This is a genomic window from Thermoplasma sp. (genome assembly GCF_008709555.1).
GTDB lineage: Archaea > Thermoplasmatota > Thermoplasmata > Thermoplasmatales > Thermoplasmataceae > Thermoplasma.
The window spans coordinates 126,727-153,240 of the sequence record NZ_VYIJ01000002.1; the positions used below are offsets into that span (position 1 = coordinate 126,727).

Below are 26,514 nucleotides of genomic sequence, written 5' to 3' on the forward strand. Positions count from 1 at the left end.
GAATATGGAAAAGAAGAAGGCTGTCGTACTGCTCTCTGGGGGGCTTGATTCAAGCACGGTTCTGGCATACGCGCTATCCAAGGGCTATGAGGTTCATGCCATTTCCTTCGACTACGGACAGAGGCATTCCAGAGAGATGAAAAGTTCAGAAGAGATCGCGAGGTACTACGGAGTTGAAAGGAAGATAGTCCACGTGGATCTGAGATCCATAGGCAGGAGTGCACTCACAGATGATATAGATGTCCCTTCAAGGGATCTGGAATCCATACCGGAGGAGATACCGGTGACGTATGTGCCAGCCAGAAATACAATATTCCTCTCCATAGCCGCAGCATATGCGGAATCGCTTGATTCAACTGAGATATTCATCGGTGCAAATGCCATAGATTACAGCGGTTACCCTGACTGCAGACCAGAATATTTCAATGCAATGGAGAGAGCGCTCACGCTGGGCACAGAGATAGGATTGAAGAGAGGTATTCACATAAACGTGCCACTGCAGTATCTCACAAAGGCAGATATAATAAGGTTGGGCATCCGCCTTGGCGTTCCATACGACAAGACATGGTCATGCTACAGAGGCGGAGAGAAGGCCTGCGGAGAATGCGATTCATGCCTTCTGAGACTGAAGGGTTTCATGGAAGCTGGATCAGAAGATCCCATCGAGTATGAAAAATATCCTGAATTCTACAAAAAATATCTTGAAAAAAAGAAAATATAGTGTGATCAGTGGGCGTGCTTCGTTATCCACTCATCCACTTTCTTGGAGCTTGCCTCAACTGATGCAACGCTCTTCTTCCAGAGTTCAAGCTCATCCGGCCTGAAATCTATATCGTATATCTGCTCCACACCATTCTCGCCTATCTTTATCGGGACGCCTATGAACTTGTCCCTTATTCCATAGTGGTCGGCGTGTTTACCGGTTATGTAGGCCGCGCATGGAATTACCCGCTTCTTGTCCATGATGACCGATTCAACCATTGCTGTTATCGATATACCTGGGGCGTAGAATGCACTGCCTGTCTTCAGGTAGTTCACAATCTCCCCACCACCGAACCTTGTCCTCTTCACTATCTCCTCGATCTTCTCTTTGGAGAGTAGGTTCTCTATGGGTATGCCAGCAACGCTGGAGTATCTTATGAATGGCACCATATCATCGCCGTGGCCACCTATGACGAAGGCATTCACATCCTCGACCGATACGTTCAGTTCCTTGGCGAGGAACGTCCTGAACCTTGAGCTGTCAAGCGAACCGCCCAGGCCCATTATCTTTGATGGATCTATGCCGGTGAACTTTTGGAGTGCATAGGCCATTATATCCGCAGGGTTTGACACCACAACTATTATGGAATCCGGCGAGTATTTCCTTATGTTCCTCGATACATCCGATATTATCTCAACGTTCTTGTCGAAGAGATCGTCCCTGCTCATGCCTGGCTTTCTTGCAAGGCCTGCAGTGACCACTATGACATCGCTGTCTTCCATATTCTTGTATTTTGTCTCATCGCTGGTGCTGAAACCAATAACATCAAGATCGTACCTCCAGTGTGGTGCACCCTCCTGAATATCAAGGGCCTTTCCCTCAGGAATTCCATCCACAACATCGAAAAGATACACATCGCCGAGCTGCTTCGCGGCCAGAAACTGTGCAACCGTTGCACCGACATTGCCGGCGCCTATAACGGAGATCTTCTTTCTTACCATATATGAGTATCCCTTCGTTATTAAAAAATTGTTCTAATTTTTATGCATAAATCTCTATGAAAAAACTGGAAAAATTAACCATTCGCAAATAAGTTAATATATAGAAAAAAGTTAGACATAACATAATCTTGGAGGCGTCGATGTAACTTGGCTACTGATCCGATTATGTATATCTTCGAACAGTTTTTCGATCAGCGATTTGGGAAGTCAATGGTCATAAAGGGTAAGCCAGGATCTGGCAAGACGACCTTCATTCTTGATTTTCTGACCTCAATCCGGGATCATCATCCAGTTTATTATATATCTTCAAGGTCAACGGAATCTCCCATAGCCGATGCCTACCCATGGATTAAAGAACGCTTCAGCGGCGAGGGCGAGATCAGAAAGGTCAAGACGGATTATCTGAACCGATTCGAGAAGATGGTTGAGGAGGGAAAGTTCGGAGATTTCCTCCATGATGGTTTGATAATAGATACTAAGAAGATCGTTCCAATAATACATTCATTGTACGAATTTGTCGACGCTCATACTGGAGAGAGGCCCATCATAGCACTGGACTCCATAGATGCAATTGCAGAAGAATACAGTATACCAGAGGATTTTCTCTTCCTGATGCTCAAGAACGATCTGGTTGAGGGATCCGGAGCCAATCTGGTATCAATTCTTGAGGCAAAGCAGAACGAGAGGCTGGAATACTTTGCCGATGGGGTGGTCAGCCTCGACTACAATATAAAGAACGATATGCTGATCAGATCTTTGACTCTGGAGAAGATGCGTGGCATCTCCATAGGGCCATATCCAAGCTACATGTTCTCGCTCGCAGGCGGAAAATTCAACAGCGTCATGAGGAGCAGCCTGGTATTTCCGGATGCGAAGTATGAACCATCAAGGATAACAGATCCGGCTGAATTTCAGGTCTCATTGGGTGATCCTGAATACGGGAAGTTGACACCTGAGGGTACCGATACGGTACCGGGCGGATCCATCGTCATACTCCATCTGAAGGACAAGGGACCTGCGGTGAACGATTTTGTATCACTCTTCAAGACCAACCTGATAATAAACAATATAATTCAAGGACGAGGCGTCATCGATGTCACTGCCAGTGGATACGAAACATACACCGTTCTTCTAAAATCGCTGGCTGGAAAGTATCTCAACAACTACATAACCACGTCGAAGTCAGATATGATCAACCCATACGTCATATCACTCAAGGGCGTGAGGCTCAAGGACGATATAAACAGGGAGATAATAGAGGTCAAGCTGGCACAGTCAAAGGGTCCTTATGTATATTTCCTCTCATCCGACTACCTTTATCTTGTCTACGGCCCAGAATTTCTGAACCAGATCATAGAGGTCATCGACGATATCAGGACCACCGGTGTGATATTCATCGTCGCAGATGACACAACCTATGACAAGATGTTCTCGGCATCTCATATATCGCTGGATCTTTTTTCGGTCAACGGTTATGCTGCCGTATCGACCAACAAGACGTCGTCATACCTCATACAGATAGCTCCTAATGAAAACAGATGGCCAAAAATAAGGTTTGTAGAAATAGAATGATTTTATTTCACAAATTTCAGGTACCAGGTTTTGACGCCGGGTTCTCCATCCCTCTTTAGACTGGCTTCCACGGTTGAAGGCGCTCCCTCTATTCCCTCCTGACCAGGCTGCCAGTTGGCTGGTGTTGCAAGTTTGCGTTCCCAGTTGAACTGGAGGGCCTTTATGACTCTTATTATCTCATCTATGTTCCTGCCCGTTTCCGCTGGATAGTAGATCATCCATCTGACAATCTGGTTTGGATCGATTATAAACACTCCTCTTACTGTGGCGCCGGACTTCTCGTCGACGAGGTTGTACTGCCTTGCCACTTCCTTATCTATATCTGCTATTATCGGGAATGGTATCTCAATTCCGAAGTGCTCCTTTATATCTCTTATCCACGCTATGTGGCTGTAAACGCTGTCGATACTCAGACCGATGAGCTCCACGCCAAGCGCCTGGAAGTCCTTATACCTCTCCGTAAAGGCTATGAACTCCGTTGTGCACACAGGTGTAAAATCTCCTGGGTGTGAGAAGAGCAGTACCCATTTCCCCCTGTAGCTTGACAGGGTTATGGGCCCTTTTGATGTGTTCACGGTAAAATCCGGAGCTTTTTGTCCCAATGTTACTGGCATTTGAATCACCAAGGGAAAAATGCAAGAAAGGGATATAAGTGTATTGAATTGTGCAATGCTAATATTTAACGAATATCATTTTGTATTCGCTAGTATCTGTTCCGTAAAGTATGTTATGACTATGTCGGCGCCAGCGCGGAATATGGAGATCAGGGATTCTTTTATGGCATCTTCTGCCAAATATCCGTTCTTCACGGCATTGTATATCATATTGTATTCACCGCTGACGCTGTACGCCGCAAGCGGCAGATCGAACCTCTCTCTGGCCTTTGCTATGACATCGAGATAGAATATTGCTGGCTTTACCATGATTATATCAGCACCCTCATAAACGTCCAGGTCTATCTCTCTCAGCGCTTCCCTCTGATTCCTGTAGTCCATCTGGTAGCTCTTCCTATCCCCGATCTTTGGAGCTGATTCAGCAGCCTCCCTGAATGGACCATACAGATTTGATGAGAACTTTGAACTGTATGCCATTATCATAACGTTCTCGAAGCCATTGCTGTCAAGTTCATCCCTTATGGCGGAGACCTGCCCATCCATCATACCACTGGGCGCCACGATGTCAACTCCGGCCTCAGCATAGCTTCTGGCGATCTTTCTGTACACTTCGAGTGTCGAATCATTGTCAACGTAACCGTCCTTGAGGAGACCGCACTGTCCTGTATCTGTGTATTCACACAGACAGAGATCTGCGATCGTTATGATGTCAGTGTTCTCCTTTATCACGGATATCGCCTTCTGTATCACGCCGTTTTTATCGTACGCTGAGCTTCCGGTGCTGTCCTTGTGCGAGGGCACGCCGAACAGAAGCACGGATCTGACACCAATGTCCTCAAGGTGTTTCACGTATGCTTTGAGATCCCCTATGGGGTATCTGAGTATACCCGGCATGGAGGAGATCTCAACTGGCTTGGATATTCCTTCCTCAACGAATATTGGCATTACGAGCTTTTCAGGTCTTATCATGGTCTCTGAAAAAAGATCCCTGAAATTCTGATCTTTCCTGTACCTCCTCATCCTGACTATTGGAAACATGACCCCACATGCCTTTTACGGATATATAAGGTGCACTTGCAGATAATTAGCGCAGAATTGTACATGAAATAAATTATATTAGGAAGGGATATGGAACATATGACGCTATGCGCTATGTATAATATATCGATGGCCGGATCGCATCCGACAACGATATGCGTTGTCATGGAAAAATTTCTCGAATCATTCAGCGAGCTCTACGAAATAGTTGATGAAGACGATCCTGACATAATGATGGATTTCATATCCAAGTTTGCGAGAACGGACGAGATAATGCCAGATGATAAGACCGTGGGATTCGTCGTTATCAATGCTGACAAGAGACTCATGTCAGTATCGTTTTCAGATATAGACGAGAACATGAAAAGAGTGATAAAGGCAACGGCAGAAAAATTCAAGAACAAGGGATTCAAGGTTGAGACGGATCTATAAAAAAATTTGAATTCAGTACATGGTGAGATTGTATTTCTTATCCATGAACTCATAATCTCTACGATTTCTTATGTTCAGCAGTTTTGTAAGTTCCTCCATCTTGTCCACATAGCGGTTGTCATAGATCTCACGGCCCATGACAAGCCTTCCGAGATCATCATCGAACATGACCTGCTCACCGTGTTTTTTGAGGCAGTGTATGCATTCTGCAGCCTCCTCCTCATCCTCCATGTGCATGAAGCATTCCTCGAAGCTCATCTGTCATCACACCTCTTGCCATCATAATACGGGAACCTGACGTTGTACCTGTCTATGGAGAGGAAGAGATAGTATGGGAAGCTCTTGAGAAAATCTGGATCTATGAACTTTGAAAGTGCATCCATGTTTCCGTCAATATATGACCTTAGATCCTTCCAGGATCTCATACCTCTGACAACGTCGTCCAAGATGCTTATGAAATCATAGTACACATCGTATCTGGAGTCGCCAGTGGTTGATTTGTAGAGTTCGAGTCTCTTCCTCGCATTGAAAATGACCTTATAGGCATCATCTATTTCCCCCGCTAACAGAGCACTTCTTATAACATCCATATTCAGATTGGCGTTCATCTACATCACCCCACTATCTGCGACGAGATATTGATCAGCGTTGGAAATATCACGTAGAACACCCCGAGGAATACAACTATTGCGGCAGATATTATGACTGCAGCTTTGTTTCCATCGTCTGTGGAGAATTCACCCTTTGGTTCCTCCCAGAACAGATATCTCATGACCTTCATGTAATAGAATACTGATATTGCACTGTTGAGTATCGCTATTACGGCCAGCCACCACAACCCGCCCTCTATCACGGAGAGGAAGAGAAAGTACTTCGCCAGGAAGCCACCGGTCAGCGGTATCCCGGCGAGACTTAAGAGCAGTATTGAGAAGCTCGCTGCAACATAAGGTGACCTCTTTCCCAGACCAGATATTGCATCGAAGGTGACGTTGTCCTGCTTGACCATATTCATGGCAAGGAACGATCCACCCTTCATGAATATGTAGACAAGCGAATAGAACATGCCTGAGGCTATTGCGAGATCAACGATACCCGGCTTATTGCCAATGCCAATGTAGGATACAACTGCCAGAACTAGTATGAGGTAACCTGCCTGTGCCACGGATGAATATGCCAGAAGCCTCTTGACATTGTTCTGCGAAAGAGCGGCTACGTTGGCATAGGTCATTGTTAGAACGGATAGTATCACGAAGAAGTAATATACTGGAGCTGTGTATGCACTGAAGCCGACCAGGAATATCTTAAGCACGATCACGAATGCCATTATCTTGGTTCCAGTGGAAAGGAATGCCGATACGTCGTTCTCTGTTCCGTCGTAAGCGTCTATGGCCCACTGGTGCATGGGGAATATGGCGAGCTTGAAGCCGAAACCTATCAGAAGAAACAGAAGCGCCAGAAGCATCGTAGGCTTTGTTGCTGTTTGCATAGTATTCAACGTGGAGAGTGTGAAGGTGCCGACAGAGAAATAGTAGAATGCAACACCCAGTATTATGAACGTGGTCGCAATGGTTCCAGTAAAGAAGTATTTCACAGTGGCCTCAAGGTTCCTCTGCTTTCCTCCGTATGCTGACATGACGTAGGTCATTATACTGACAGATTCAAAAGCGACGAATGCTATTATCAGGTTCCATGTTTCGGCGACAATGATCATACCAAGCGATGAGAATATCAGTGCTGAATAGAATATCTCTGACCTCTTTCCAAGGTATTTTGAAACCGGCAGCGATATGAAGAGCGCAGATATGAGAAGTACTATGGCAAAGTACTCAGAGAACCTGTTAACGGTTATTCCATAAGCCGACGAATGTGGCGTGACTGCCATTATTATTATGGCCACAATCAGAGTGGCAAATGTTATCGCTGACGTGACTGTATATTTCCTGATCGGTATTCCAACGGCCAGGACAACAAAGCCCATGATCGCAAGGAATATCTCAGGATAAAAAAGTGCTATATCATTCATGAGATCACCCCGAATATACTGTTGGCATAATTAACAAGATTGTGGAAGATAAGATTCGGATATATGCCGAAGAGGAATATCACCAGTACCAGGAATATCAGTATCAGAAATTCCCCGGCCCTGACGTCCCTTATGAACCCCAAGCTCTCGTTGTATGGCCCGTAAAGGGACCTCTGAGCTGTCCATATATGATACGATGCGGTTATTATCATTCCGAATATGACGAAGAATATGTACCAGCTGATGGCCTGGAATACACCCACAACTATTGAGAATTCCCCTATGAAGCCAGCGAATCCTGGAAGACCCAGAGAGGCAAGGAAGCCTATCAACGCAAAGGAAGACAGCATTGGTGCCTCGCGGTATATTCCTCCAAGACCGTAAACTGAATCGGTCTTCGTGTTCCTGCTGATATAGTACAACGCAGAGAAGACAAGTGCCATTATCAGTCCATGCGCAACTATCTGGAACATGCCTCCCGAGGCCTCAATGAGCTTCACGCTGTAGTACGATCCAGCCGATTCTATCAATGATGCTGCGAATGAGAGAGTAACGAAGCCCATTGCGGAAGCGCTTGCAAAGGCCATCATCTTCTTTATGTTCCTCTGGAACATCGCAGTCAGTGCGAAGTATATTATGCTTATTATGCCCAGTGCGGCCAGGAAGTAGAGCACCCAGAGTGGTATGGCACTGTAGGCCTCCATGAGAATGCCGAAGAGACCGTAACCACCCATCATTGAAATTGCACCAGCGAGTATAACCGTCGCCGGATACGGAGCAGAATAATACGAATCTGGAAGCCATGAGTGTATCGGGAAGGACGGCATCTTTACCAGGAAACCAAAGAAGAAGCCGAAAAGAACGAAGCCAAGTTCAAAGGCGGGCAAGGAATGGACAATCCCCATCAGCGGGCCTATTTCAAAGGTGTAGTATCCAAGGTACGTTATAGAATAGGAGTAGAGCGTGAAGATGGAAAGCAGTATGAAAACCGATCCTATGTGCGTATAGACGAAGAATTTGAGCGATATTGAATCCTTGTTATCTCTCCCATATCTTCCTATCATGAAGTATACCGGTACAAGTACAAGCTCCCAGAAAATGTAGAAGAACAGGAAGTCCCTAGATATGAGCAGACCTATCAGCCCTACCTCTACAAGCATCTCAAGGCCAAAGAACGTTGAACCATACTCCCTGTCCGTTATAAGTATGGCTATGAGCATGACTATGCCGGTCAGTATCAGCAGTGCATCTGTCAGCCCGCTTACACCCACTGAGAAGTAGAGACCTATGCTGTTCGATATTGTTATGCTGTACTGCGAAACAAATCCACGACTGTATGATGAAAAACGCATTATGGAGAATGCCGCTATCAGTATGAGCAGTACGCCTGAAAGTATCGATGCTGTTTCCTTTGCATAGCGTCCAGTGAAGAAAGCTGCGATTCCAAATATGATTGATATTATCAAAATATCGAATGCCAACATTTCACATCAGCTCCACGATCTCGATTATGATGAAGATCACGATTGCGGCAATTATGAGCACTGCAACGTAGTTCTCAAAGACTCCAGACTGTAGTCTCCTGAAATAGGAACCTGTTGAGACCGTGTCTGAACCGAGCCGGTTTACAGATGCATTGTATGAATTCTCAAAACCGCTGAATGCTGCTGAGAGAGGAAGAATAACACGCTCTGATATTATCCTGGTGTAGAGCACGTCGATATAGAACTTGTTCTTCACCAGTTTGTAGTACCAGCTCTTCGATATGTCCCATGTCTTCCACTTCTCGAATCCGTATATGTAAAGATCGATGAAGAAACCTATGGCGAGCAGTATTATGGGCATGGTGGTTATGTAGACCGGTGCAGTCGGAACGGAAACCGTATATGACGCCAGATCCAACGTGGGTTTCACAAAGCTGTAGAACGGCGCCTGCCAGACACCAAGTATCAGCGCAAATATGGAGAGGACTATGAGCGGTAGGAGCGCCAGCAGTGGCGGATCCTTTGCCTTTTCAGCCAGCGTGGATCTTGGCTTTCCTACTGCAACGAGGAAGAACATGCGGAACGTGTAAAGCGTCGTCAGCAGCGATCCTATCATCAGGAACAGAAACGGCAGGAATCCAGAGACTGACGGCGATCCTGTGAAGTAGTTGTAAGAAGCAAATATGATCGGGTCTTTTGAAAAGTATCCGGCCGTGCCTGGGAAAGCAACAAGCGCCAGAGATCCTATGAAGAAGAGAGTGGTCGTTATGGGCATCCTCTTCCAGAGACCACCCATCTGCTTCGCATCCCTCAGATCCATCATAGCCACTAGGAATGCACCGGCACTCATGAAGAGCAATGCCTTGAATATGGCATGCGATACGAGGTGGAACATCCCCAGAGAAACGGCAACGCCACCGATTATTGGTGCGAGCCCTATGGCCGCCAGCATGTATCCCAGCTGGCTTATGGTTGAATATGCAAGTATCCTCTTTACATCATTTACCACTAGCCCAACGATTCCGGCATAGAGGGCGGTGAACGATCCGACGATGGCCACCGCATACATGGCAAATGGAGCCGCGTACAGGAAGACCTGGAACAGCCTCGCAACAAGGTAGACTCCGGCTGTCACCATCGTGGCTGCATGGATGAGCGCTGATACTGTGGTTGGACCTTCCATCGCATCAGGTATCCATACATGCAGCGGGAACTGTGCAGACTTACCTATCGCAGCACCCAGTATGAATATGGCTATGATGCCCAGTCTCACCTTTCCTATGGCCACCGCAATGGAGCTTGCATTCGATATCAGGTATGGTATGCTGAGCGGGTCTTTGGTGACGTTGATGAGCGAGTAGTACAGTATGGACATGCCTATGATGAAGGAGAGGTCTCCAACCCTGGTGACTATGAAAGCCTTCTTGGCCGCAGCCGTCGCATTGGGCTTGAAGAACCAGAAGCCGATCAGGAGGTAGGAACACAGGCCAACCAGCTCCCAGAACAGGAACAGAAGCACGAGGTTAGACGATATGACCAGCCCAAGCATACCTGCGGTGAAAAGCGCGGTCTCAGCAAAGTAGACGTGCTTGTTAGGATCATCCTTCATATAGTATATTGCAAAGAGGTGTATCATCAGAGATACGAATGAGACCATTATCGCCATGACTATGGCGAGATTATCGATGTATATCCCGAAGTCAATGTTGTAGAACCAGGTATAGCTGTTGTATATTGGATGCTTGATAACCGTAAAGTACGTTATCACGGAGAAAACGAATGCCAGGAATATGAAGAATGAGGCTATTGCCCCAGACCATTTCCTGTAGTATTTGCCTATTATCAGCGTTAGCAGAAAGCCGATCAGAGGCGAAATGAATATCATCCAGCCATATATGTACATCTTTACCACCTTATCTCCTTGAGCAGGGAGATATCAATCTTCCCAAACCTGTGATAGACGGCTATGAGCAGCCCAAGACCCACAGCGGATTCAACGACGCCAATCGCTATCGCAAACAGTGCAAATACATAGGGTGATATACTTCCAGAATGGGCATAGTAATATGATCCTATACCGATGACGTTCAATATAGCTGAATTTATCATGATCTCTATCGATATCAGCATCTTTATTCCCACCCTGGAGGTCATGACGCCGTAAAGTCCAATGACGAAGAGCAGTATGGCGACAAAGCTTATCGCTGATACAAACATCACTCATCACCCCTTGCCACATACATGACGCCAAGTATGGCGCCAACTATGACAACAGATATAAGTTCAAATGGGACAACGTACTGGTTGAAGAGGTCGTATCCGTAAAATGTTATATTCTGCGATATTGGAATAAACGCGCCAGACATCATAAGCACTGGCACTATCACCGCTATGAAGAAGAGTATAACGGCCACGAGGGCAAGATATTTATTCAATTTCCTTACCTCCTGTGATCATAACTGTGAATGCCAGAATTGTGACCACCGCACCAATATATACAAGGACCTCAACAGCCGCTATGAACGAGGCTCCAATGAAGAGAAACTCTGCAGCCAGTATTATCAGGAATAGAAAGAGATATATGACCGAGTGTGTCAGATTTTTCTCCCTGACCGACATGACGGAGAAGGCTATGAGGAATATGGCTATGAGCGAGAATATCAAAGTATATATCATTTCTTCACCTCGCTTTCCGTCTTTTCAAGCTCCTCTGGACTGTAGAAGAAGTTGTTCTTCGTGCGTGCAGTTTCCAGCTCATGCGTCAGGTATATGGCCTCAGTGGGGCATATCTCCTCACAGTTGCGGCACACCGTGCATGTACCAAAGTTCACCTGCGGATAGAGGTTTCTCTTGTTATGCGGATTATTCCTCTCAACGACTATCATCCTTATGGAAAGATTCGGACAGACCTGCTCGCAGAGTGTGCAACCAACGCAATCATCCATGCTCAGGAATATCCTGAACTTGAACCTGGCCGGTGTGTATGCCTTTTCCTCCGGATACTGAACAGTTATCGGCTTCTTGAACAGATGCTTGAATACAGTATACATGCCCTGAAGAGAACCTATCAGCGGTATCCTCTTTGGTTCTTTAACCTCTATCATGATATCACCCCCAGCGTCAGAAATCCTGCCCAGATCAGGTTGATTATTGATATCGGCAGGAGTATCTTCCAGCCAAAATTGATGAACCTGTCAACCCTGATCCTGGGCATGGAGAGCCATATGAGGAAGGATATGAGCACCAGGATCAGGCCCTTTATCAGAAGGTAAATGAATCCTGCATACGATGAATACGGCCCGTTGAAGCCTCCCAGGTAGAGAAGCGATACTACGAGCGATCCCAGGAATATGCTCCCGAACATTCCCATGTAGAAGAGACCGAACCTCATACCAGAATATTCTGTGGAATAGCCGGATACTATCTCACTATCGCTTTCAGAGAGATCGAACGGCGTATAGGATGAACGGGCTATCATGGCGACCATGAAGACAAAGAGACCAAGTGGCTGCAGGATGCCGAAGGGGATGAACTGTGTTGAGACCAACGTTTCAAAATTCAGCGATGTCCTGCTGAGAGCAGAGTCCATCATCACAAGTGAAACTGCACTTATCATCATCGGAACCTCAAAGGAAACATCCTTTGCTATGCCTCTGAATGCACCTATAACCGCATACTTGTTGTGTGAGCTTATACCGGCGAGTACCTCGCCGATGGGCATCATGGCGATTGCGCCGAAGAAAAGTATCAGGGATACATTTGAATGTGTTATCGTGAGCGATCCAATCCAGTAGAAGCTTCCGTAGGGTATGATGACGAAGCCCACCACCAGGCCAATGAAAACTATGTATGGTGCGGCCTTGTATGCAAAATCGTCCCTCAGCTTCGGAATTATAGATTCCTTGCCGACGAGCTTCAGTGCATCGGCTATGAGCTGCAGTAATCCAAATTTGCCTACCCTGTTAGGTCCAATCCTAAGCTGCAGCCTGGCCATGTACTTTCTGAATATGTATATCATGGCGATGAGTGATATCACCACGAAGATCAGGAAGAATATGGTCTCGAATATGTAGGCCAGGAAATAGGATGCGTAGTGGCCTGTTATCTGAAAAAACAGCTGTAATCTCAACAATATGTTCATCTGTCCACCTCACCAAAAACAAGGTCTATGGAACCTCCAATGGATATTAGATCGGCTATCATCTGATCCTTGGCCAGAGCCGGAAGCACTGAAAGGTTCTTGAACGTAGGACTGCGTACTCTGACTCTGTAAGGACGCATTGAACCGTCCCCTATGAGATAGACTCCGAACTCACCCTTTGGCGACTCAGTCCTCGCATAAACCTCTCCCTGGCCGCGTAGCCTTATCATGAGGGGTTTCTTCGCCTTCTGATTGAAGTACGGACCTGCCGGGAGCTTCTGTATGGTCTGTTCGACGATCTTAACGGACTGCCTCATCTCTTCCACGCGCACCAGGAATCTTGCCAGGTTATCGCCCTTGAAAGATACTGGAATATCGAAATTGACCTTGTCGTAGACGAGATACGGCTGCGCCTTCCTCACATCGTATTCAACGCCAGAGGCTCTGAGCATCGGACCAGTTACACCGTAGTCTATGGCCATCTCCTTGCTCAGGATGCCGATGCCCTTTGTCCTCGATATGAACACATCATTTTTTACGAATAGGCTCTCTATCTTGTTCAGCTCCTTGGGGAACTCCCTTATGAACGTCTTTATGTGATCCAGCGCCTCATCCGTTACATCCTGGTATACACCACCTATACTCATGTAGTTGAGCTGCTGCCTTGAACCCGATACCTCGGTGAATATCTTGAGTATCTTTTCCCTCTCCTTGAAGCAGTAGAAGAAGGGTGTTAGCATACCAAGGTCAAGGCCGAATGCACCAAGCCATACGAGGTGGCTGGCTATCCTGTTGAGCTCTGCCATCATGACACGTATCCACTGGGCCCTCTCCGGCACCTCTATATCCAGAAGCTTCTCTGCGGCCTCAAGATAGCCCACCTCCATGTTCATCGCGGCCACGTAATCCATCCTGTCAAAATAGATCATGTTATCGCAGTAGAACTGCAACTCTCCGATCTTCTCGGCGTTCCTGTGGAGGTATCCTATTATGGGTTCAACCTCCTTCACGATCTCTCCATCTAATTTTACCCTCAGTCTCAGAACACCATGCATCGAAGGGTGCTGAGGGCCAAAGTTAACCTCAGTCCACTCAGCCATCACCAACCACCCTCCGGATCAAAGGTAACGTAATCGTTGCCATCCTCGTCCATGTTTATGTACTGAGCCTTGCTGAGGTCGTAGTTCTTCCTCAATGGATGACCGACCCAACCCTCCGGCAGGAATAGCCTTTTCAGATTAGGATGACCATCAAATATAACGCCAACAAGGTCGTATTCTTCCCTTTCATCCCAGTTTGCAGCGTTCCACAGGGATGTCAGGCTTGGAACATGGTTGTCCTTCGTCTCGGTCTTAACAATGATGTATTCATTCTTCTGCATATTGTAGACGTGGTATACTACCTCTATATGATCGACATAATCAACGGCAGTGGTGAGCGATAGATTATATCCCTGCGATTTGAGTTCCTTCATGAGTTCTATCAAGTTTTCCTTGGCTACCCTGATGACCTTTCTTCCATCCTTTGTCTTCTCCTCTGCGATTATGTCAACCATTATCTATCCGCCTCCCCCCTTATCTTCTTCTGAAGCAGGATTATGCCATTTGTCAGGGCTTCCGGCGTTGGCGGGCACCCCGGAATATACACATCCACTGGTACAACACGATCTACACCAAGAACCACTGAGTAGCCTTGGTTGTACGGGCCTCCCTGTATTACACAGACACCCTGCGCTATGACATACTTCGGATATGGCATCTCATCGTATATCCTGCGCACCCTTGGAGCCATCTTCTTTGTAACCGTACCTGAAACTATCATCAGATCGGACTGCCTCGGCGAGTTTCTGAATATCTCACTGCCGAATCTCGAGATATCCATGTCTGAGGCCTGGATAGCCATCATCTCAATGGCACAGCAGGCCAGTCCGAAGGTGAGTGGCCAGAGTGAGTTGCTTCTGGCCCATTCAAGAGCCTGATCGAGTGTGGTTGTGACCACACCCACCTCTCCAGTCTTTATTTCAACCACCTCATATAACCATGCTTAAAGGCATAATAGACGCCGAAAAGCGGCATCGCAAGAAATATCAGCGTTTCGAAGAATTTTATAAGGCCCAGCTGCTTGAAGTCTACAGCCCAGGGAAACAGAAGAAGCATATCCACATCGAATACCACAAAGAGAAGCACAACAACATAATATTGATTTATAGACGGCTTACCCCATATCTCCCTTGCCACCTCTCCACTCTCGTACGGCTCCAGATACTTCTGGTCAACGCCGGGCGGAGCATCCTCGTAGGCAGCCTTCCTAAGGACTGTTTCCGTATCGAGTTTGATCGTATTATCACCGTATCTGTTGGCGCCCAGGGCAGGGAGAATTTTGAAGCCGAATATCAGCGCCAGAGGTATTACGACAATGATTATGAGCAGAGGGATATACCCATCTAACATACTGAGAGTATCGTTTGACATTATATAAGATTTCTTTTGTAAATCCAGCGCGATAATAGAATAATTTGAATTCGAATAATTTTTAGATATAATCGTCATGACATAACCAATAACGTAATATAATAAACATTATGGTGCTATTAATTTAGAAATACGATCCTCATAGATAAGAAAATGTCGTTTTCATTTCCCATTTATACATTATATCAATTAATATTGATACAATAATTAAAATAATTTATCTTCTATTTTTAACCTCATTGAAGCATTCCATAGCCATTCTTGGATCGAACACCCTGTCTGTCCTCTCCCTTATCAGGGCAATTATCGCGTTCCGGGTTGCATCTCCACGGGTGTTTAGTATATCGGATATCAGATCCTCCAGTTCCTGCCTGCTCAGCTCTCTTATTCTTGAATCACTCAATGCGGCCTCCACCGAATTCTTCTCATACAGGATTTCGAGTGCCTTTTCCAGCTGGTATCTGTCTAGTTGCATTTCCTTTGATCTCTGGCACAACCTCAATATCTTATCCTGATCCAATACCTTTCCAGTTTTCCTCTCCAGATCCGGTATTATCTGAGTTATCATCCTTGCTGCTTCCCTGGCATCAATAAGCTGTGCCATTCTCTGGAACAGATCGAGGATCATCTCGGACGCTATGTACTCAGCATTCTGCTTGGATATGCCGTATGTTTTTACAAGATCCTGCACAACCTCGCCGTATGTCCTCGGCCTTATTGAGGAGGCCATCGCCGCGAGATCCGCACCCACTTCTATAACCGGTACATCCGTCTCTGGATACATACGATCCTTTCCAGGCATGGGCCTTAGAAACACAGTTTCATCGCCGGACGGCCCCCTGGTTTCAGAGAGATCCATAGACATTATCTTCTGGATCCTATCGAAGATAGCGTTCTCGATAAAGCTAACTCTCGCCGGATCCATAACTATAAGCAGCACAGCATCGTTTTCCGACTTTCCCAGCGACCTATAGACCGTTTCTACCTCCTCAGCTGTCAGTCCATATCCTGGAAGCTCGTCGGAATGCATCACACCCTTGATGCCGTAGGATCTGACAAGGTCCGCGATTTCCTTGCCCATCCTGAGCTTACCGTTCTTCAATGTACCGGCCATGTTTTTCAGGAGAGAAGCGAATATACGCCCGCTTTCGAGCCCATTCCTGATTATCTTTGATTTTGTGTTAGAAAAGAAATCCGAGACATCCTTCAGTTTAAAACTAGATCTATCTATTCCGCCCCTGGATCTGATCGTGTCCACGGCTATCCTGAGATTCTCCTGCCTTTCCCTTTCATACCTTATGACGTCCCTTATCTGCGCAAGCTTTGAAACGCCCTTTATTTCGACACGTCCATAGCCCATAGAGAAGTTGACATCCTGCCTGACGGCGTCTACCGCTCTTCTCGCATTACCCGTGGATATGACCAGATAGCCGATGGATCTTGCCACCTCCACGGCGTGTTCCTCATCGACTATGTCGGGTTCCGTGGATATCTCTATCAGCGGTATACCAAGCCTGTCAAGGGAATATACGACAACGTTATTTTTCTCCTCTATCTTCCTCGCCGCGTCCTCTTCGAGGCACACGGTAGATATCCTCACCGGCCCTCTGCTCGTCTCTATTCTCCCGTTTATTCCCACTATGGCCGTCCTCTGAAAACCTGTGGTGTTTGAGCCATCGATGACGATCTTCCTCATGTACGTTATGTGATCCATGACATCGCAGCCGAGAGATCTGCTAACGGCTATGGCCGTGGCAAGAGCCAGACGATTAGGCGATTTCGGGGGCTCCTCATCCATCTCCACAAGGCAGGAATTGTCCGCTACTATGTATTCGAAGCTCCTGGATCTCATGCTCTCATAGGACGCCGCTGCATCTATGTTGCCAAGCTCGCTGGCGGATATGTGAAGCTTCCTTCTGAACCTGAACATCTCATCCTGTGTCTGCTCAACAGGGCATCTGCAGAAAAGCTTTCCAGTGTTCAGCTGGAAATGCACCTCAAGACCTATCTTGGTATCCATGTCCCATCACCTCGAAATCCTAAGGGTCTCTTCAGGAACGTCCCTATCAAGGATCTCGCCTCTCATGTTCGTTCTGAACAGATCCCTGAACTGCTCATGCGGATACTGCCCAAGAAGGTACATGGCCTTGACGAAAGCAACCTCTGGTACCATATTTCCAGCCTCAATGGCACCGGCTGCTAGCAGCTCTCTGCCCGTTGAATAGACGTTGAGTCCTGTGGACCCATATATGCACTGTGATGTCATTATGACATATGTTCCATTCGCAGACGCATTCTTTATCACCGGTATGAGATCCCTTGCCGTGTGCCCAAGGCCAGTACCCATGATGACAACGGCATGCTTTCCAGAGATCATGTTCTCAAAGTCGTCGGCATTTAGCCCCGGGTGAAAGTAGATAAGCGATACCCTTTCGTCAAGCTTGGGGCTGAACTTCATCTCCTCGGATACCTTCCGGTATGAACCCATGAATTTGACTATACCATCGTAATCTGCAATTGGCGGAAGACCTATGCTCTCGAATGCGTCACGCCTGGACGTATGCATCTTCCTTGATCTGACAGCGCGAAGGAGCGATATGCGGCCGTCAGATGTGGTTCCATGCATGGATATCGCCACTTCACCAATGTCAGTTCCGGCGAAGTTTATCGCAGCCTCCATGTTTTCCCTTGAATCTGAACTGGGCCTGTCAGAGCTCCTCTGAGAACCGACGAATATGATGGGTACACGCATGGCCTCGAACATGAATGCCAGGGCCGATGAGGTGTAGCTCATCGTATCGGTACCATGGGCGACCACAACGCCGTCCGAATCGGAGGATTCCCTAGCAACTATCTCACCTATCCTGATCCAGTCTGCAGGCTTCAGATTCTCGCTGAATTCGTTCATCACAGGTTTAACCGCCACTGTAAATCTTGTAAGTATATCAGAACCGCCGAATATGAGCTCCGGATCGGATACCGGGCTGACTGCGCCGGTCTCATAATCTACCCTGCTGGCTATCGTCCCTCCAGTTGCCAGGACTGATATCCGTTTTTCTCCCTGCCCCTTTTCAATCGCCTCTATCTTTCTGTGATCGGCGTATTCTTCCCTCTTCCTCTCTATGAATTCAACCTCGGACTTGTCGAACGTCATATTGTATCCGTTGGATGATTTCACAGTTATGACCCCATTGGCCTCGTTTATTATGAGGCCTGAAATTACAGAATTCCTGTACCGCAGTAAGGCCCTTTCCATATCTGGTAATTTATTTATCCTTTAATAACTGTACCTTATCGATGATACATGTTGGATGTTCCGGCTGGTCCTATGATGAATGGGAGGGCGTATTCTATCCGGAACATACATCAAACAAACTATCGTTCTATTCTCTCGTTTTCAACACCGTTGAGGTCGATTCAACCTTCTACAGGATACCGCCAAGAAACGTTGTAAGAAGATGGAGTAAGGCCATGTATGGAAGACGGTTCATATTCTCCGTTAAGGTACCCGGCGACATAACGCATGACGCAATATTCACAGAAGAAGATAGAGCCTGCACCATATTCAGAACATTTGAACAGAATTTCCTGTTAGATCTTTCGGATGCAGGATTCCTGGGCCCGGTGCTTTTTCAGATGCCTCCAAGGTTCGGCGTGGATCATATCGATCGCCTCGCTGCGCTTATCAGATGTGCAAATGTGAAGAGACCTGCCGTGGAGGTCAGGAACGGGACACTCTATGAAAACCATGAATTCAGAGAGGCCATGGAAGGTCTCGGGGCAGCCGTCGTCGACGTTGACAGCACGGAGAGGAGGTTGAATAAGATAGAAAGCGGCCTGCGGTGGGCCTACGTCAGGCTCCATGGAAGAAACTCTGGAGGCTGGAAGGCGGAGAATCCCTTCGATTACAGGTACACAGATGAAGAGATCAGGGAGATAGCTTCAAAAATAAAATCTGTGAACTATGATGATATCTTCGTTTATTTCAACAACCACCCGCACGGAAGTGCACCCGTAAACGCGATGACGCTTTCGAGGATGATCGGCGTCAGTAATAACGCGTTTTTTTAAGTATCTCCTTAGCTATAACTATCCTCTGTATCTGGTTCGTACCCTCGTATATCTGCGTTATTTTTGCATCCCGCATGTGCCTTTCAGCATCAAGATCCGTCGTGTAACCGTATCCACCGAAGAGCTGCAGGGCATCCGTCGTGACACGCATGGCAACATCGCTCGCTTTCATCTTTGCCATGGCGGATATCTCGATTGTGTTCTCCTTGTTCTGCCATTTCTCCGCAGCAACGTATGTAAGATAACGGGCCGCTTCTATCTCCGTGGCCATCTCCGCTATCATGAACTGTACGCCCTCAAAGTTCGCTATCTCGGTTCCGAACTGCTTCCTCTGCTTCACGTAGTCGATGGCCTCCGCAAGCGCATTCTCGGCTATACCTAGGGCCTGTGCAGCTATACCGATCCTGCCTGCGTCAAGCGTTTCCATTATGACCTTGAAGCCTTCATTCTCCTTCCCAACGACGTTCTCAGCCGGGATCTCCATGTCCTCGAAGGCAAGCTCCACCGTGCTTGATCCCCTTATACCCAGCTTGTGTATATCCCTGCTTATCTTCAGACCCGGCGTATCCTTGTCAGCCACGAATGCTGTTATTCCCTTATGCCTCTTGCCCGGATCGGTGACAGCATCAAACACGAAGAAATCAGATATCCTTCCATTTGATATGAATATCTTATCGCCGTTCACAACGTAATTGTCACCTTTCTTAACCGCAGTCGTGCTTATACCAGCTGCGTCGCTTCCGGCACCAGGCTCTGTGATCGCCAGCCCGCCCACCGATCCTGACGCGACTCTGGGGAGATAACGCTTCTTGAGATCTTCAGAACCGAACATTATGAGGGGTTCCGCAAATAGGGTCAGCGCCCCATCCAGTACCAGGGCGGTGCTAGGGCAGGCCTTTGATATTTCCTCTATGGTACGGACAAGGAAGGGGAAGCTCATCCCATAACCACCGTACTCCTTCGGTATGTATGTTGCAAATAACCCAAGATCCTTCATCCTGTCTATTATCCTCTGGGGTACCTGCATCTTCTCATCGATCTCCCTTGCCAGCGGCTTAAGTTCCTCCTCCGCAAATTTCCTGACAAATGAGAGTACCAGATCTTCGTCCTGCGTTACTCCGAAGTTTCCCATGGTAAGGTATTTTATCCATGATATAACTTTGTTGCTGAAACAAATCAATAGCAGAACTGCGATCTATATGATCCATGGAAAATATGTGTATATCCATTGTTTCAGGATCAGCTAGGAAATGCGACCTGTGATATAATCCCCACTATTCCCTGTGCCACCGTTTCGCCATTACGGTATAAATCATCGAGCCATACCGTCATGGAAAGACCGCACGACCAGAAGCCACAAGGTACACGGCCACATAGGTTTTGACCCTGTGCCTGCCAGGCATCCTGGGAGCTTCAGTGCCACCTATTTCCACGGATCTTATCTTTTCAGGCAGGATGATATCGTATTCTCCATCCATAAACTGTTCTGGAATGCATTCCTGCAACGGATCGAAGTCCTGAAGGCGATCGATCGGAACCTCTCTCACGATCAGCCCGCTCTTGCCGTGAAGCGTATTGGGCATCCTTATGATCCTGTGTATATCATACGTCACAGGAGAATCTATCAGGACAGAATGATCTTCCCTAGCCTTCTTTATCGCCTTCCTGATCTCCGTCTCTCTGATCATGCCTCCGTTCGCATTATCACCCAGTTCTCTCCTTATAACTGCAGGCCATCCTCCAGAGACTATTGCAAGCATGCTGATTGCCTTTCTGACAATGGATTCGTCGAGGCTGTTGCCCGTTATATAATCCGTTATCTCACGCCGTGCGTCTGACGTCAGCCTGTAAATCCTGTCATCCGATACATGAACATGGTATCCCCGATTTCCTGAGAAATATATCTTTATGGAAGATCTGGGAATGCCAAAATCATCCATGAGAAAATCTGATACAAGCCTACTGGTCTGATCCCTGATTTGCGCCAGCATATTCCTCTGAGACATCTTTTCGGCTCCGGGAAGATGATCAGAATCGAGGTCGAATATGAGATCGGCTCCCTCCCATTCCTTCTCCGGCATCTTCCGTTCATCCGGCTTCCTGTAGTAAGCCGCAGAGCTGTAAACATGCATGGGTGCGGCGTCACGAAGAAGCATGTTCAGTTCAAACTTATTGTTCACCCTAAGATGCCGTATGACCTCGCCGGAGAATGTCATGTATCCAACTTCACGCTTGCTTATCAGCTCAGGAGGATCTATCATGTTTTCTCGATAATACTTCCTGAACAGGTCAATCAATTTTTGCGATACCATTCCGGCCATACCTCTCAACATAGATGCTGGAATATTGGGATTTCACCAGCGTTATCGATCCATCATATCCATCTGATACGTCCTTGATCCCTTTAGCGTGCAGACAGGATACGTACTGCATCAGTATTCACGCCTCCTCCTGACGAATATCGAGATCGCAAAGTATATGTATATTAAAATTGCGGCCACGATAACTAGGTTAAGTCCAAGATAGACGGGGTTAGAGTATGACATGACCGTAACCTGGCTCTGGAAAAACTGTCCTGTATTAAGCATAAGTACTTCCTGAATGTAATAGCTATGCCCCGGCGTTGTTCCCATTATGAACAGGCTGTTCTGCGACTGATCGGTTATTATGAGTTTCTGCGGGTTTGACATGGATCTGCTGTTCGATATCAGTATCTCGTATACCCCGAAGTTTGATCCGGTATATGTATTCCATGAGATGTAGGTTATGTAAAATAAAAATGGGAAAACGTTCGCTATCCTTGGAACAAAGATAGATAGGACAGACACGTTTGCCGGGTAGAGATCAATGTTGAGGTATAGCGTTTCTCCGGGGCTGCCTGTATAGTTGACGACAACACCGTGGTAAAGAGGATCGCTGAACGACACGTTTCCTCTATCGCTGCCTGCATATACAAAGAAGTTTCCGGTGGCATTCGTGTATGCATACGTCTCATTGGCATTCACAAGCACGTCAGGAATAGGGAACTTGAACAGCCCATCTGTCACGTTTCCGGCTATCCTCAGCATCGGTACGGTCGGATTCAGGATCACCTGATTCCGATACACTTTTCCGGGTGTTAGCGTGATGATCTGCGAATAATTCCTAAAGCCTGGCATCGTTACATTGATGGTGTAAGTGCCTGGATGGAATATTCCGGTATACTGGCCGTCTGCCTCACTCAGGATACGACCTGAGATTGTAACGTTTGCAGAAGCTGGATATACTGTGATCTGAACCGTGGCATTATATGGATCCATCGGCACATTCACTGTCTTGTTGGATTCCATATCTATCTGACCGTTAAAGGTATTGAATTCTTTTGATTCAATGGTGAACTCTGTAGGGCCAGCCATGACCGGAATTGATGTACCGTTTGCCACTATGTAGGAATAGAAATGATCCACCAGTATTGCGGCCGAGACTGGTGAGTATCCATAATTCTTAATGAATGTTATATTCATATCATAGACACGTGGAACCGTTACGTTGATGGTTATGTTCGATCCTGAGTATGTTGTGTTGAACTCCATTGTCGTACCCCCATACGTCTCTAATGGCTGCCTTACAGGGTATCCGTCATGGTAGAATACGGCATTATAGCTGTCGTTTAGATACAGCGATATAAGCATGGGTGCACCTAGCTTGATCTGATACTGGATATAAGGCAAGCTGACCGTACCCTTGATAGGATTGGGAATGAAGCTGCTTGACCTAGCCGCCATCAGACTTCCGTTATTCAGAACATCCATGCCGATGGAGTCATAGGCCGGCCCTATTCCGGAGTAACGTATCTGAGTTGCGCTGAAATTACTGTAACCTCTTCCATCGATCATGAGGTCATGGATATAAACTACCGGTGAACTGAGATTATCCATCGAATTCACAACCTCAACGCCTGCCACCGGCCTCATCAGGCCCATGTTGAAGAAGAACGCGGTTAAATCGTATGATTTACCGTTATACGTTACATTTATTTCATAAGTCGAGAGTGCCGATATGCTCAGATCTGAGATCCTCCCATTGGCCATACTTACGTTCTGCTGTAGCGTTATGCCGTTCTCAGAAACCATGATCACTGCATTGCTGTAACCGGTGAGATTCATTATGCCAAAGAGGATGTAACTTGAACTGTTCTGATAGAATCCTATGTACGAGTATGTCGAGTTGCCTTCCATCACCGTAAAACTTGCTGAGACAGAGTCTGGTGTTGTGTTAAAGAGATACATGGAACCATACGGATCCATTATGTAATTGGTATCGTTTATCAGGTTCGAGACGATTGGCGTTCCAAGCCCTGTTACCGGGTTCCAGCCAGGTGAGGCGTTGTAATAACCGTTGGATCCAGACGTTACCTGCGTGAAGGCGTTTTGGTAGAACCTTGTATTTGATATCTGGTATAGCAGAGGGTCAACATGCCCCAGCGATCTTTTGCTGGCCTGATCCATCAATGCCACTATGCCTGCCCATAGAGGGGCCGCAAGGCTCGTACCTCCAGCGTCGTACGCCTTTGCGCCGGATATCATCAGAACACCAGTGTTTGGATTTGCCACCATTGATACGTCAGGTACACCTCTGAATGCTGACGAATAGTTCTCAGGGTCCTGCCATACAGGTCTGGTGAAGACCGAGCTGTAACCCCCGCCGCTTCCATAGCTCTTTCCATCCGATATCCCTCCCCAAGCCGATTCTGAGAATTTTCCATTGAAGGCGAATAGCGAAACACCCCCGACTGATAGTACGTATGGAGAGGATGCTGGGAAATTGACCGTAAGGTTTCCTGTCCCGTCATATGCACCGTTATCGCCGGATGCGGCTACGATGGTTATCCCTTCCTGGCTTGCCTCTTGATAGATCGCATCCATGGCAATAAGATCAGGTTTCGCTACCTGGTTCTCAGCTATTCCCCAACTCAGCGATATCACGTCAGGTCTGATGTTGTTTATCATATAGTTCAGTGCTGAGGTCAGCGATGAGACAGTATCGTTGTTTGAGATCACCAGCACTATTCTGGCATACGGTGCGGAAGCATGGGCCCATTCCACATCCAGACTTGTCTCCTCAACCCAGTGCGAATTCACGCTGAAACCGGTGAAATTGAGATATATCACGCTGAGATTCACCGGCGGAAGACCTGTTAGCTGATCAAATGCAAAGACATCGTAATTAAGATAGGGATCACCGAAGGCATCAACTATGCCTATGGTTTCACCCTTTCCCATTATACCATTAAGGAAAGCAGAAGAATAATCATACGCCTGGTATATCTGGTGCGGGTAGTATACAAGACCGCTAGACTGTTGCATCGGCGTTGCATTCAAATATGGAGTTGCGGTTAAATTTTCCGGTATCGACATGAAACCTATGCCATAGGCCCCGAGGACTCCGGTTATTTCCGAAAACTGACGGCCTGAAAGCCCAGAGAGGATGAGGTACTGCCCATATATATGAAATTCAAGACCGAGCGATCTGAGGATCGCGTAGGAAAGCTGGCTGTAATTTACCATTATGGTGGTATCATAATTCTTAACTGTAGTGACAGAATATTCATTCACATGCTGACCGAACGAAGCTGTATTCTGACCATGTTCATAATTCATGTAATAAGCGTAAGATGAGAACATCAGAACTGTTACAACGACCAGTACCAGAACCCTCGCGTGCAATTGCATTAACCCTCATATTGCAAATATAGTTAATATTATTATCGTATTTTCATGGAGATTTCAGTTTGAGAGGATCTTTGAAATATGCCATTTTACCGAAAGGCAGGTGAGCTATTCCTCAGCTGAAGCTTCAGGGCTTGCTTTCAGCGAGGGGGCATCCGCCTCTCCGGACATCCGGACAAGCCAAAATAGCGACGTCCACAGGCGTATATTCGGATTTCAGCGATTTTACTCAAGCATCACAACACTTGGTTATCCTGAGGGATAAAAAATATAGATACGCACTTTAAAGATCTTTCTATTGGGGGAAGTCCGTGCATCTCGTGTCCGAGAAGAGTTTTACCGCTTCCCCCAAACCTCTAACATTATTTATAAAAAATAAAAGTCATCTGATCATAGCTGCTTGAGAACATTGTTTCTGGCTATGACCATGTTCCTGAGTTTCTGTTCGCCTATCTCCCTGCTTCTCGTTCTTAATCCGCAGTCGGGGTTGATTTTCACAAGTTCTGGATCGCCTATTATCTTCAGTGCATAATTTATTCTGTCCTCTATGAGATCCACAGGTTCAACGTAATCTATATGAACATCGGTAACTCCTATACCTATGAACTTCTTCTTCTGCAGGCTGTCGTTTATCTGGGCGAAGTACTTCAGGTCCTGAAAGCCGACCCTCTTATCGTCTGTGAGACCGCGTTCAAGGGTGTCCCTGTTCGAATATTCGAGATTGTACCCATCTATCTTAAGATCCGGTATCCTGTCGTAAAGCAACCGGTAGTCCCTGCTATAACACACATGCATGCTAATCTCTCCATCTATTCCCTGAACGGATCGGTTGATTGAGTCCACAACAATATCCATCTCATCCGGATGGGTTGTGGTAGCTGGCTCATCGATCTGTATCTCGAGTTTGCGCCCTCCTGATACCTGTCCCCACACACTGGCTATATCCTTCAGCTCCTCATTGATTATACGGGCAAATTCCATAGCCAGATCCTCCCTGCTTTCATAATAATCGTTGAAAGACCATTCCATCATGGTGTACGGTCCCGTTATAGGAACCTTCAGTGGCTTCTTAGTTGCATTGGCGACAAATTTGACCTCATCCACATGAAATGGCTCCCTGCGCTCCAATCTATCTATTGCTGATCCCTTCCTGTAATACCTGTTGTCGAAGGATCTGACCATCCCGTAGAATATTATGCCCTTTATGCGTTCAGCAGGGTGTTCATACATCTCCCAGCGGTACATTTCACCGCCTA

General features: G+C 46.8%; 27 protein-coding genes. 4 read left to right on the forward strand and 23 right to left on the reverse strand.

The window, feature by feature from the left end; translation table 11 throughout:
• Window positions 1–4: 4 nt before the first annotated feature.
• Window positions 5–721, forward strand: coding sequence for a 7-cyano-7-deazaguanine synthase QueC (gene queC, locus F6Q11_RS01520; protein ID WP_297025954.1), 717 nt, complete (start codon window positions 5–7; stop codon window positions 719–721).
• 5 nt (window positions 722–726) lie between these two features.
• Here queC and mdh read toward each other — a convergent pair whose 3' ends face one another.
• Window positions 727–1,704: a malate dehydrogenase gene (gene mdh / locus F6Q11_RS01525; protein WP_297025955.1), complete on the reverse strand. Its 978-nt coding sequence runs from the start codon at window positions 1,702–1,704 to the stop codon at window positions 727–729.
• A gap of 165 nt (window positions 1,705–1,869) precedes the next feature.
• Here mdh and F6Q11_RS01530 point away from each other — a divergent pair, with 165 nt between their 5' ends.
• Window positions 1,870–3,276, forward strand: coding sequence for a gas vesicle protein GvpD basic region 2 domain-containing protein (locus F6Q11_RS01530; protein WP_297025956.1), 1,407 nt, complete (start codon window positions 1,870–1,872; stop codon window positions 3,274–3,276).
• Between the two features lie 2 nt (window positions 3,277–3,278).
• Here F6Q11_RS01530 and F6Q11_RS01535 read toward each other — a convergent pair whose 3' ends face one another.
• On the reverse strand, window positions 3,279–3,890 hold the full coding sequence (locus tag F6Q11_RS01535) for a peroxiredoxin (protein ID WP_297025957.1): 612 nt from the start codon (window positions 3,888–3,890) through the stop codon (window positions 3,279–3,281).
• 75 nt (window positions 3,891–3,965) lie between these two features.
• The gene (hemB, locus tag F6Q11_RS01540; RefSeq protein ID WP_297025958.1) at window positions 3,966–4,928 is read right to left on the reverse strand and encodes a porphobilinogen synthase; all 963 of its coding nucleotides are present in this window, start codon (window positions 4,926–4,928) and stop codon (window positions 3,966–3,968) included.
• 99 nt (window positions 4,929–5,027) lie between these two features.
• Between hemB and F6Q11_RS01545 the strand changes: the two genes are divergently transcribed.
• Window positions 5,028–5,360: a TA0956 family protein gene (locus tag F6Q11_RS01545; RefSeq protein ID WP_297025959.1), complete on the forward strand. Its 333-nt coding sequence runs from the start codon at window positions 5,028–5,030 to the stop codon at window positions 5,358–5,360.
• Window positions 5,361–5,372: 12 nt separating this feature from the next.
• Here the strand turns inward: F6Q11_RS01545 and F6Q11_RS01550 are convergent, their stop codons facing one another.
• From F6Q11_RS01550 to gatD, 16 genes are all read right to left on the reverse strand, one after another.
• Window positions 5,373–5,618: a hypothetical protein gene (locus F6Q11_RS01550; RefSeq protein ID WP_297025960.1), complete on the reverse strand. Its 246-nt coding sequence runs from the start codon at window positions 5,616–5,618 to the stop codon at window positions 5,373–5,375.
• A complete protein-coding gene (locus tag F6Q11_RS01555; RefSeq protein ID WP_297025961.1) occupies window positions 5,615–5,968 on the reverse strand; it encodes a hypothetical protein in 354 nt (117 codons plus the stop codon). The genes F6Q11_RS01550 and F6Q11_RS01555 overlap by 4 nt, the downstream gene beginning before the upstream one ends.
• A 5-nt stretch (window positions 5,969–5,973) precedes the next feature.
• Window positions 5,974–7,383: an NADH-quinone oxidoreductase subunit NuoN gene (gene nuoN, locus F6Q11_RS01560; protein WP_297025962.1), complete on the reverse strand. Its 1,410-nt coding sequence runs from the start codon at window positions 7,381–7,383 to the stop codon at window positions 5,974–5,976.
• Window positions 7,380–8,867 carry an NADH-quinone oxidoreductase subunit M gene (locus tag F6Q11_RS01565; RefSeq protein ID WP_297025963.1) on the reverse strand — a complete coding sequence of 496 codons (1,488 nt, stop codon included), beginning with the start codon at window positions 8,865–8,867 and terminating at the stop codon, window positions 7,380–7,382. The genes nuoN and F6Q11_RS01565 overlap by 4 nt, the downstream gene beginning before the upstream one ends.
• 1 nt (window position 8,868) lies before the next feature.
• On the reverse strand, window positions 8,869–10,770 hold the full coding sequence (locus F6Q11_RS01570) for an NADH-quinone oxidoreductase subunit L (RefSeq protein WP_297025979.1): 1,902 nt from the start codon (window positions 10,768–10,770) through the stop codon (window positions 8,869–8,871).
• Window positions 10,771–10,772: 2 nt separating this feature from the next.
• Entirely contained in the window at window positions 10,773–11,084 is a 312-nt protein-coding gene (nuoK, locus tag F6Q11_RS01575; RefSeq protein ID WP_297025964.1) for an NADH-quinone oxidoreductase subunit NuoK, read from the reverse strand.
• On the reverse strand, window positions 11,084–11,302 hold the full coding sequence (locus F6Q11_RS01580; RefSeq protein WP_297025965.1) for a hypothetical protein: 219 nt from the start codon (window positions 11,300–11,302) through the stop codon (window positions 11,084–11,086). The genes nuoK and F6Q11_RS01580 overlap by 1 nt, the downstream gene beginning before the upstream one ends.
• Window positions 11,295–11,543 carry an NADH-quinone oxidoreductase subunit J gene (locus tag F6Q11_RS01585; RefSeq protein ID WP_297025966.1) on the reverse strand — a complete coding sequence of 83 codons (249 nt, stop codon included), beginning with the start codon at window positions 11,541–11,543 and terminating at the stop codon, window positions 11,295–11,297. Before F6Q11_RS01585 ends, F6Q11_RS01580 begins: the two co-directional genes overlap by 8 nt.
• Complete coding sequence (gene nuoI / locus F6Q11_RS01590) at window positions 11,540–11,971, reverse strand: NADH-quinone oxidoreductase subunit NuoI (RefSeq protein WP_297025967.1); 432 nt, start codon at window positions 11,969–11,971, stop codon at window positions 11,540–11,542. Before nuoI ends, F6Q11_RS01585 begins: the two co-directional genes overlap by 4 nt.
• A complete protein-coding gene (gene nuoH, locus F6Q11_RS01595) occupies window positions 11,968–13,008 on the reverse strand; it encodes an NADH-quinone oxidoreductase subunit NuoH (protein WP_297025968.1) in 1,041 nt (346 codons plus the stop codon). The genes nuoI and nuoH overlap by 4 nt, the downstream gene beginning before the upstream one ends.
• On the reverse strand, window positions 13,005–14,108 hold the full coding sequence (locus F6Q11_RS01600; protein WP_297025969.1) for an NADH-quinone oxidoreductase subunit D: 1,104 nt from the start codon (window positions 14,106–14,108) through the stop codon (window positions 13,005–13,007). Before F6Q11_RS01600 ends, nuoH begins: the two co-directional genes overlap by 4 nt.
• Window positions 14,108–14,563, reverse strand: coding sequence for an NADH-quinone oxidoreductase subunit C (locus F6Q11_RS01605; protein ID WP_297025970.1), 456 nt, complete (start codon window positions 14,561–14,563; stop codon window positions 14,108–14,110). Before F6Q11_RS01605 ends, F6Q11_RS01600 begins: the two co-directional genes overlap by 1 nt.
• Entirely contained in the window at window positions 14,563–15,036 is a 474-nt protein-coding gene (locus F6Q11_RS01610; protein ID WP_110641750.1) for an NADH-quinone oxidoreductase subunit B, read from the reverse strand. Before F6Q11_RS01610 ends, F6Q11_RS01605 begins: the two co-directional genes overlap by 1 nt.
• Window positions 15,024–15,458, reverse strand: a complete 435-nt coding sequence (gene ndhC / locus F6Q11_RS01615; RefSeq protein WP_297025971.1) for an NADH-quinone oxidoreductase subunit A — start codon at window positions 15,456–15,458, stop codon at window positions 15,024–15,026. The genes F6Q11_RS01610 and ndhC overlap by 13 nt, the downstream gene beginning before the upstream one ends.
• Window positions 15,459–15,696: 238 nt before the next feature.
• Window positions 15,697–17,499 (reverse strand): Glu-tRNA(Gln) amidotransferase subunit GatE, encoded by a 1,803-nt coding sequence (gene gatE / locus F6Q11_RS01620; RefSeq protein ID WP_297025972.1) that lies wholly within the window; start codon window positions 17,497–17,499, stop codon window positions 15,697–15,699.
• A 6-nt stretch (window positions 17,500–17,505) separates the two neighbouring features.
• The gene (gene gatD / locus F6Q11_RS01625) at window positions 17,506–18,735 is read right to left on the reverse strand and encodes a Glu-tRNA(Gln) amidotransferase subunit GatD (RefSeq protein WP_297025973.1); all 1,230 of its coding nucleotides are present in this window, start codon (window positions 18,733–18,735) and stop codon (window positions 17,506–17,508) included.
• 41 nt (window positions 18,736–18,776) lie between these two features.
• Between gatD and F6Q11_RS01630 the strand changes: the two genes are divergently transcribed.
• On the forward strand, window positions 18,777–19,550 hold the full coding sequence (locus F6Q11_RS01630; RefSeq protein WP_297025974.1) for a DUF72 domain-containing protein: 774 nt from the start codon (window positions 18,777–18,779) through the stop codon (window positions 19,548–19,550).
• Here F6Q11_RS01630 and F6Q11_RS01635 read toward each other — a convergent pair.
• The 4 genes from F6Q11_RS01635 to F6Q11_RS01650 form a co-directional block, all read right to left on the reverse strand.
• On the reverse strand, window positions 19,528–20,682 hold the full coding sequence (locus F6Q11_RS01635) for an acyl-CoA dehydrogenase (protein ID WP_297025975.1): 1,155 nt from the start codon (window positions 20,680–20,682) through the stop codon (window positions 19,528–19,530). The two genes, F6Q11_RS01630 and F6Q11_RS01635, sit on opposite strands and share 23 nt — an antisense overlap.
• A gap of 196 nt (window positions 20,683–20,878) precedes the next feature.
• A complete protein-coding gene (gene priS / locus F6Q11_RS01640; protein ID WP_367119313.1) occupies window positions 20,879–21,883 on the reverse strand; it encodes a DNA primase small subunit PriS in 1,005 nt (334 codons plus the stop codon).
• 99 nt (window positions 21,884–21,982) lie between these two features.
• Window positions 21,983–25,261 carry a S8 family serine peptidase gene (locus F6Q11_RS01645; protein WP_297025976.1) on the reverse strand — a complete coding sequence of 1,093 codons (3,279 nt, stop codon included), beginning with the start codon at window positions 25,259–25,261 and terminating at the stop codon, window positions 21,983–21,985.
• Window positions 25,262–25,648: 387 nt separating this feature from the next.
• The coding region (locus tag F6Q11_RS01650; protein WP_297025977.1) for a methionine synthase at window positions 25,649–26,514 on the reverse strand (866 nt) is incomplete at its 5' end.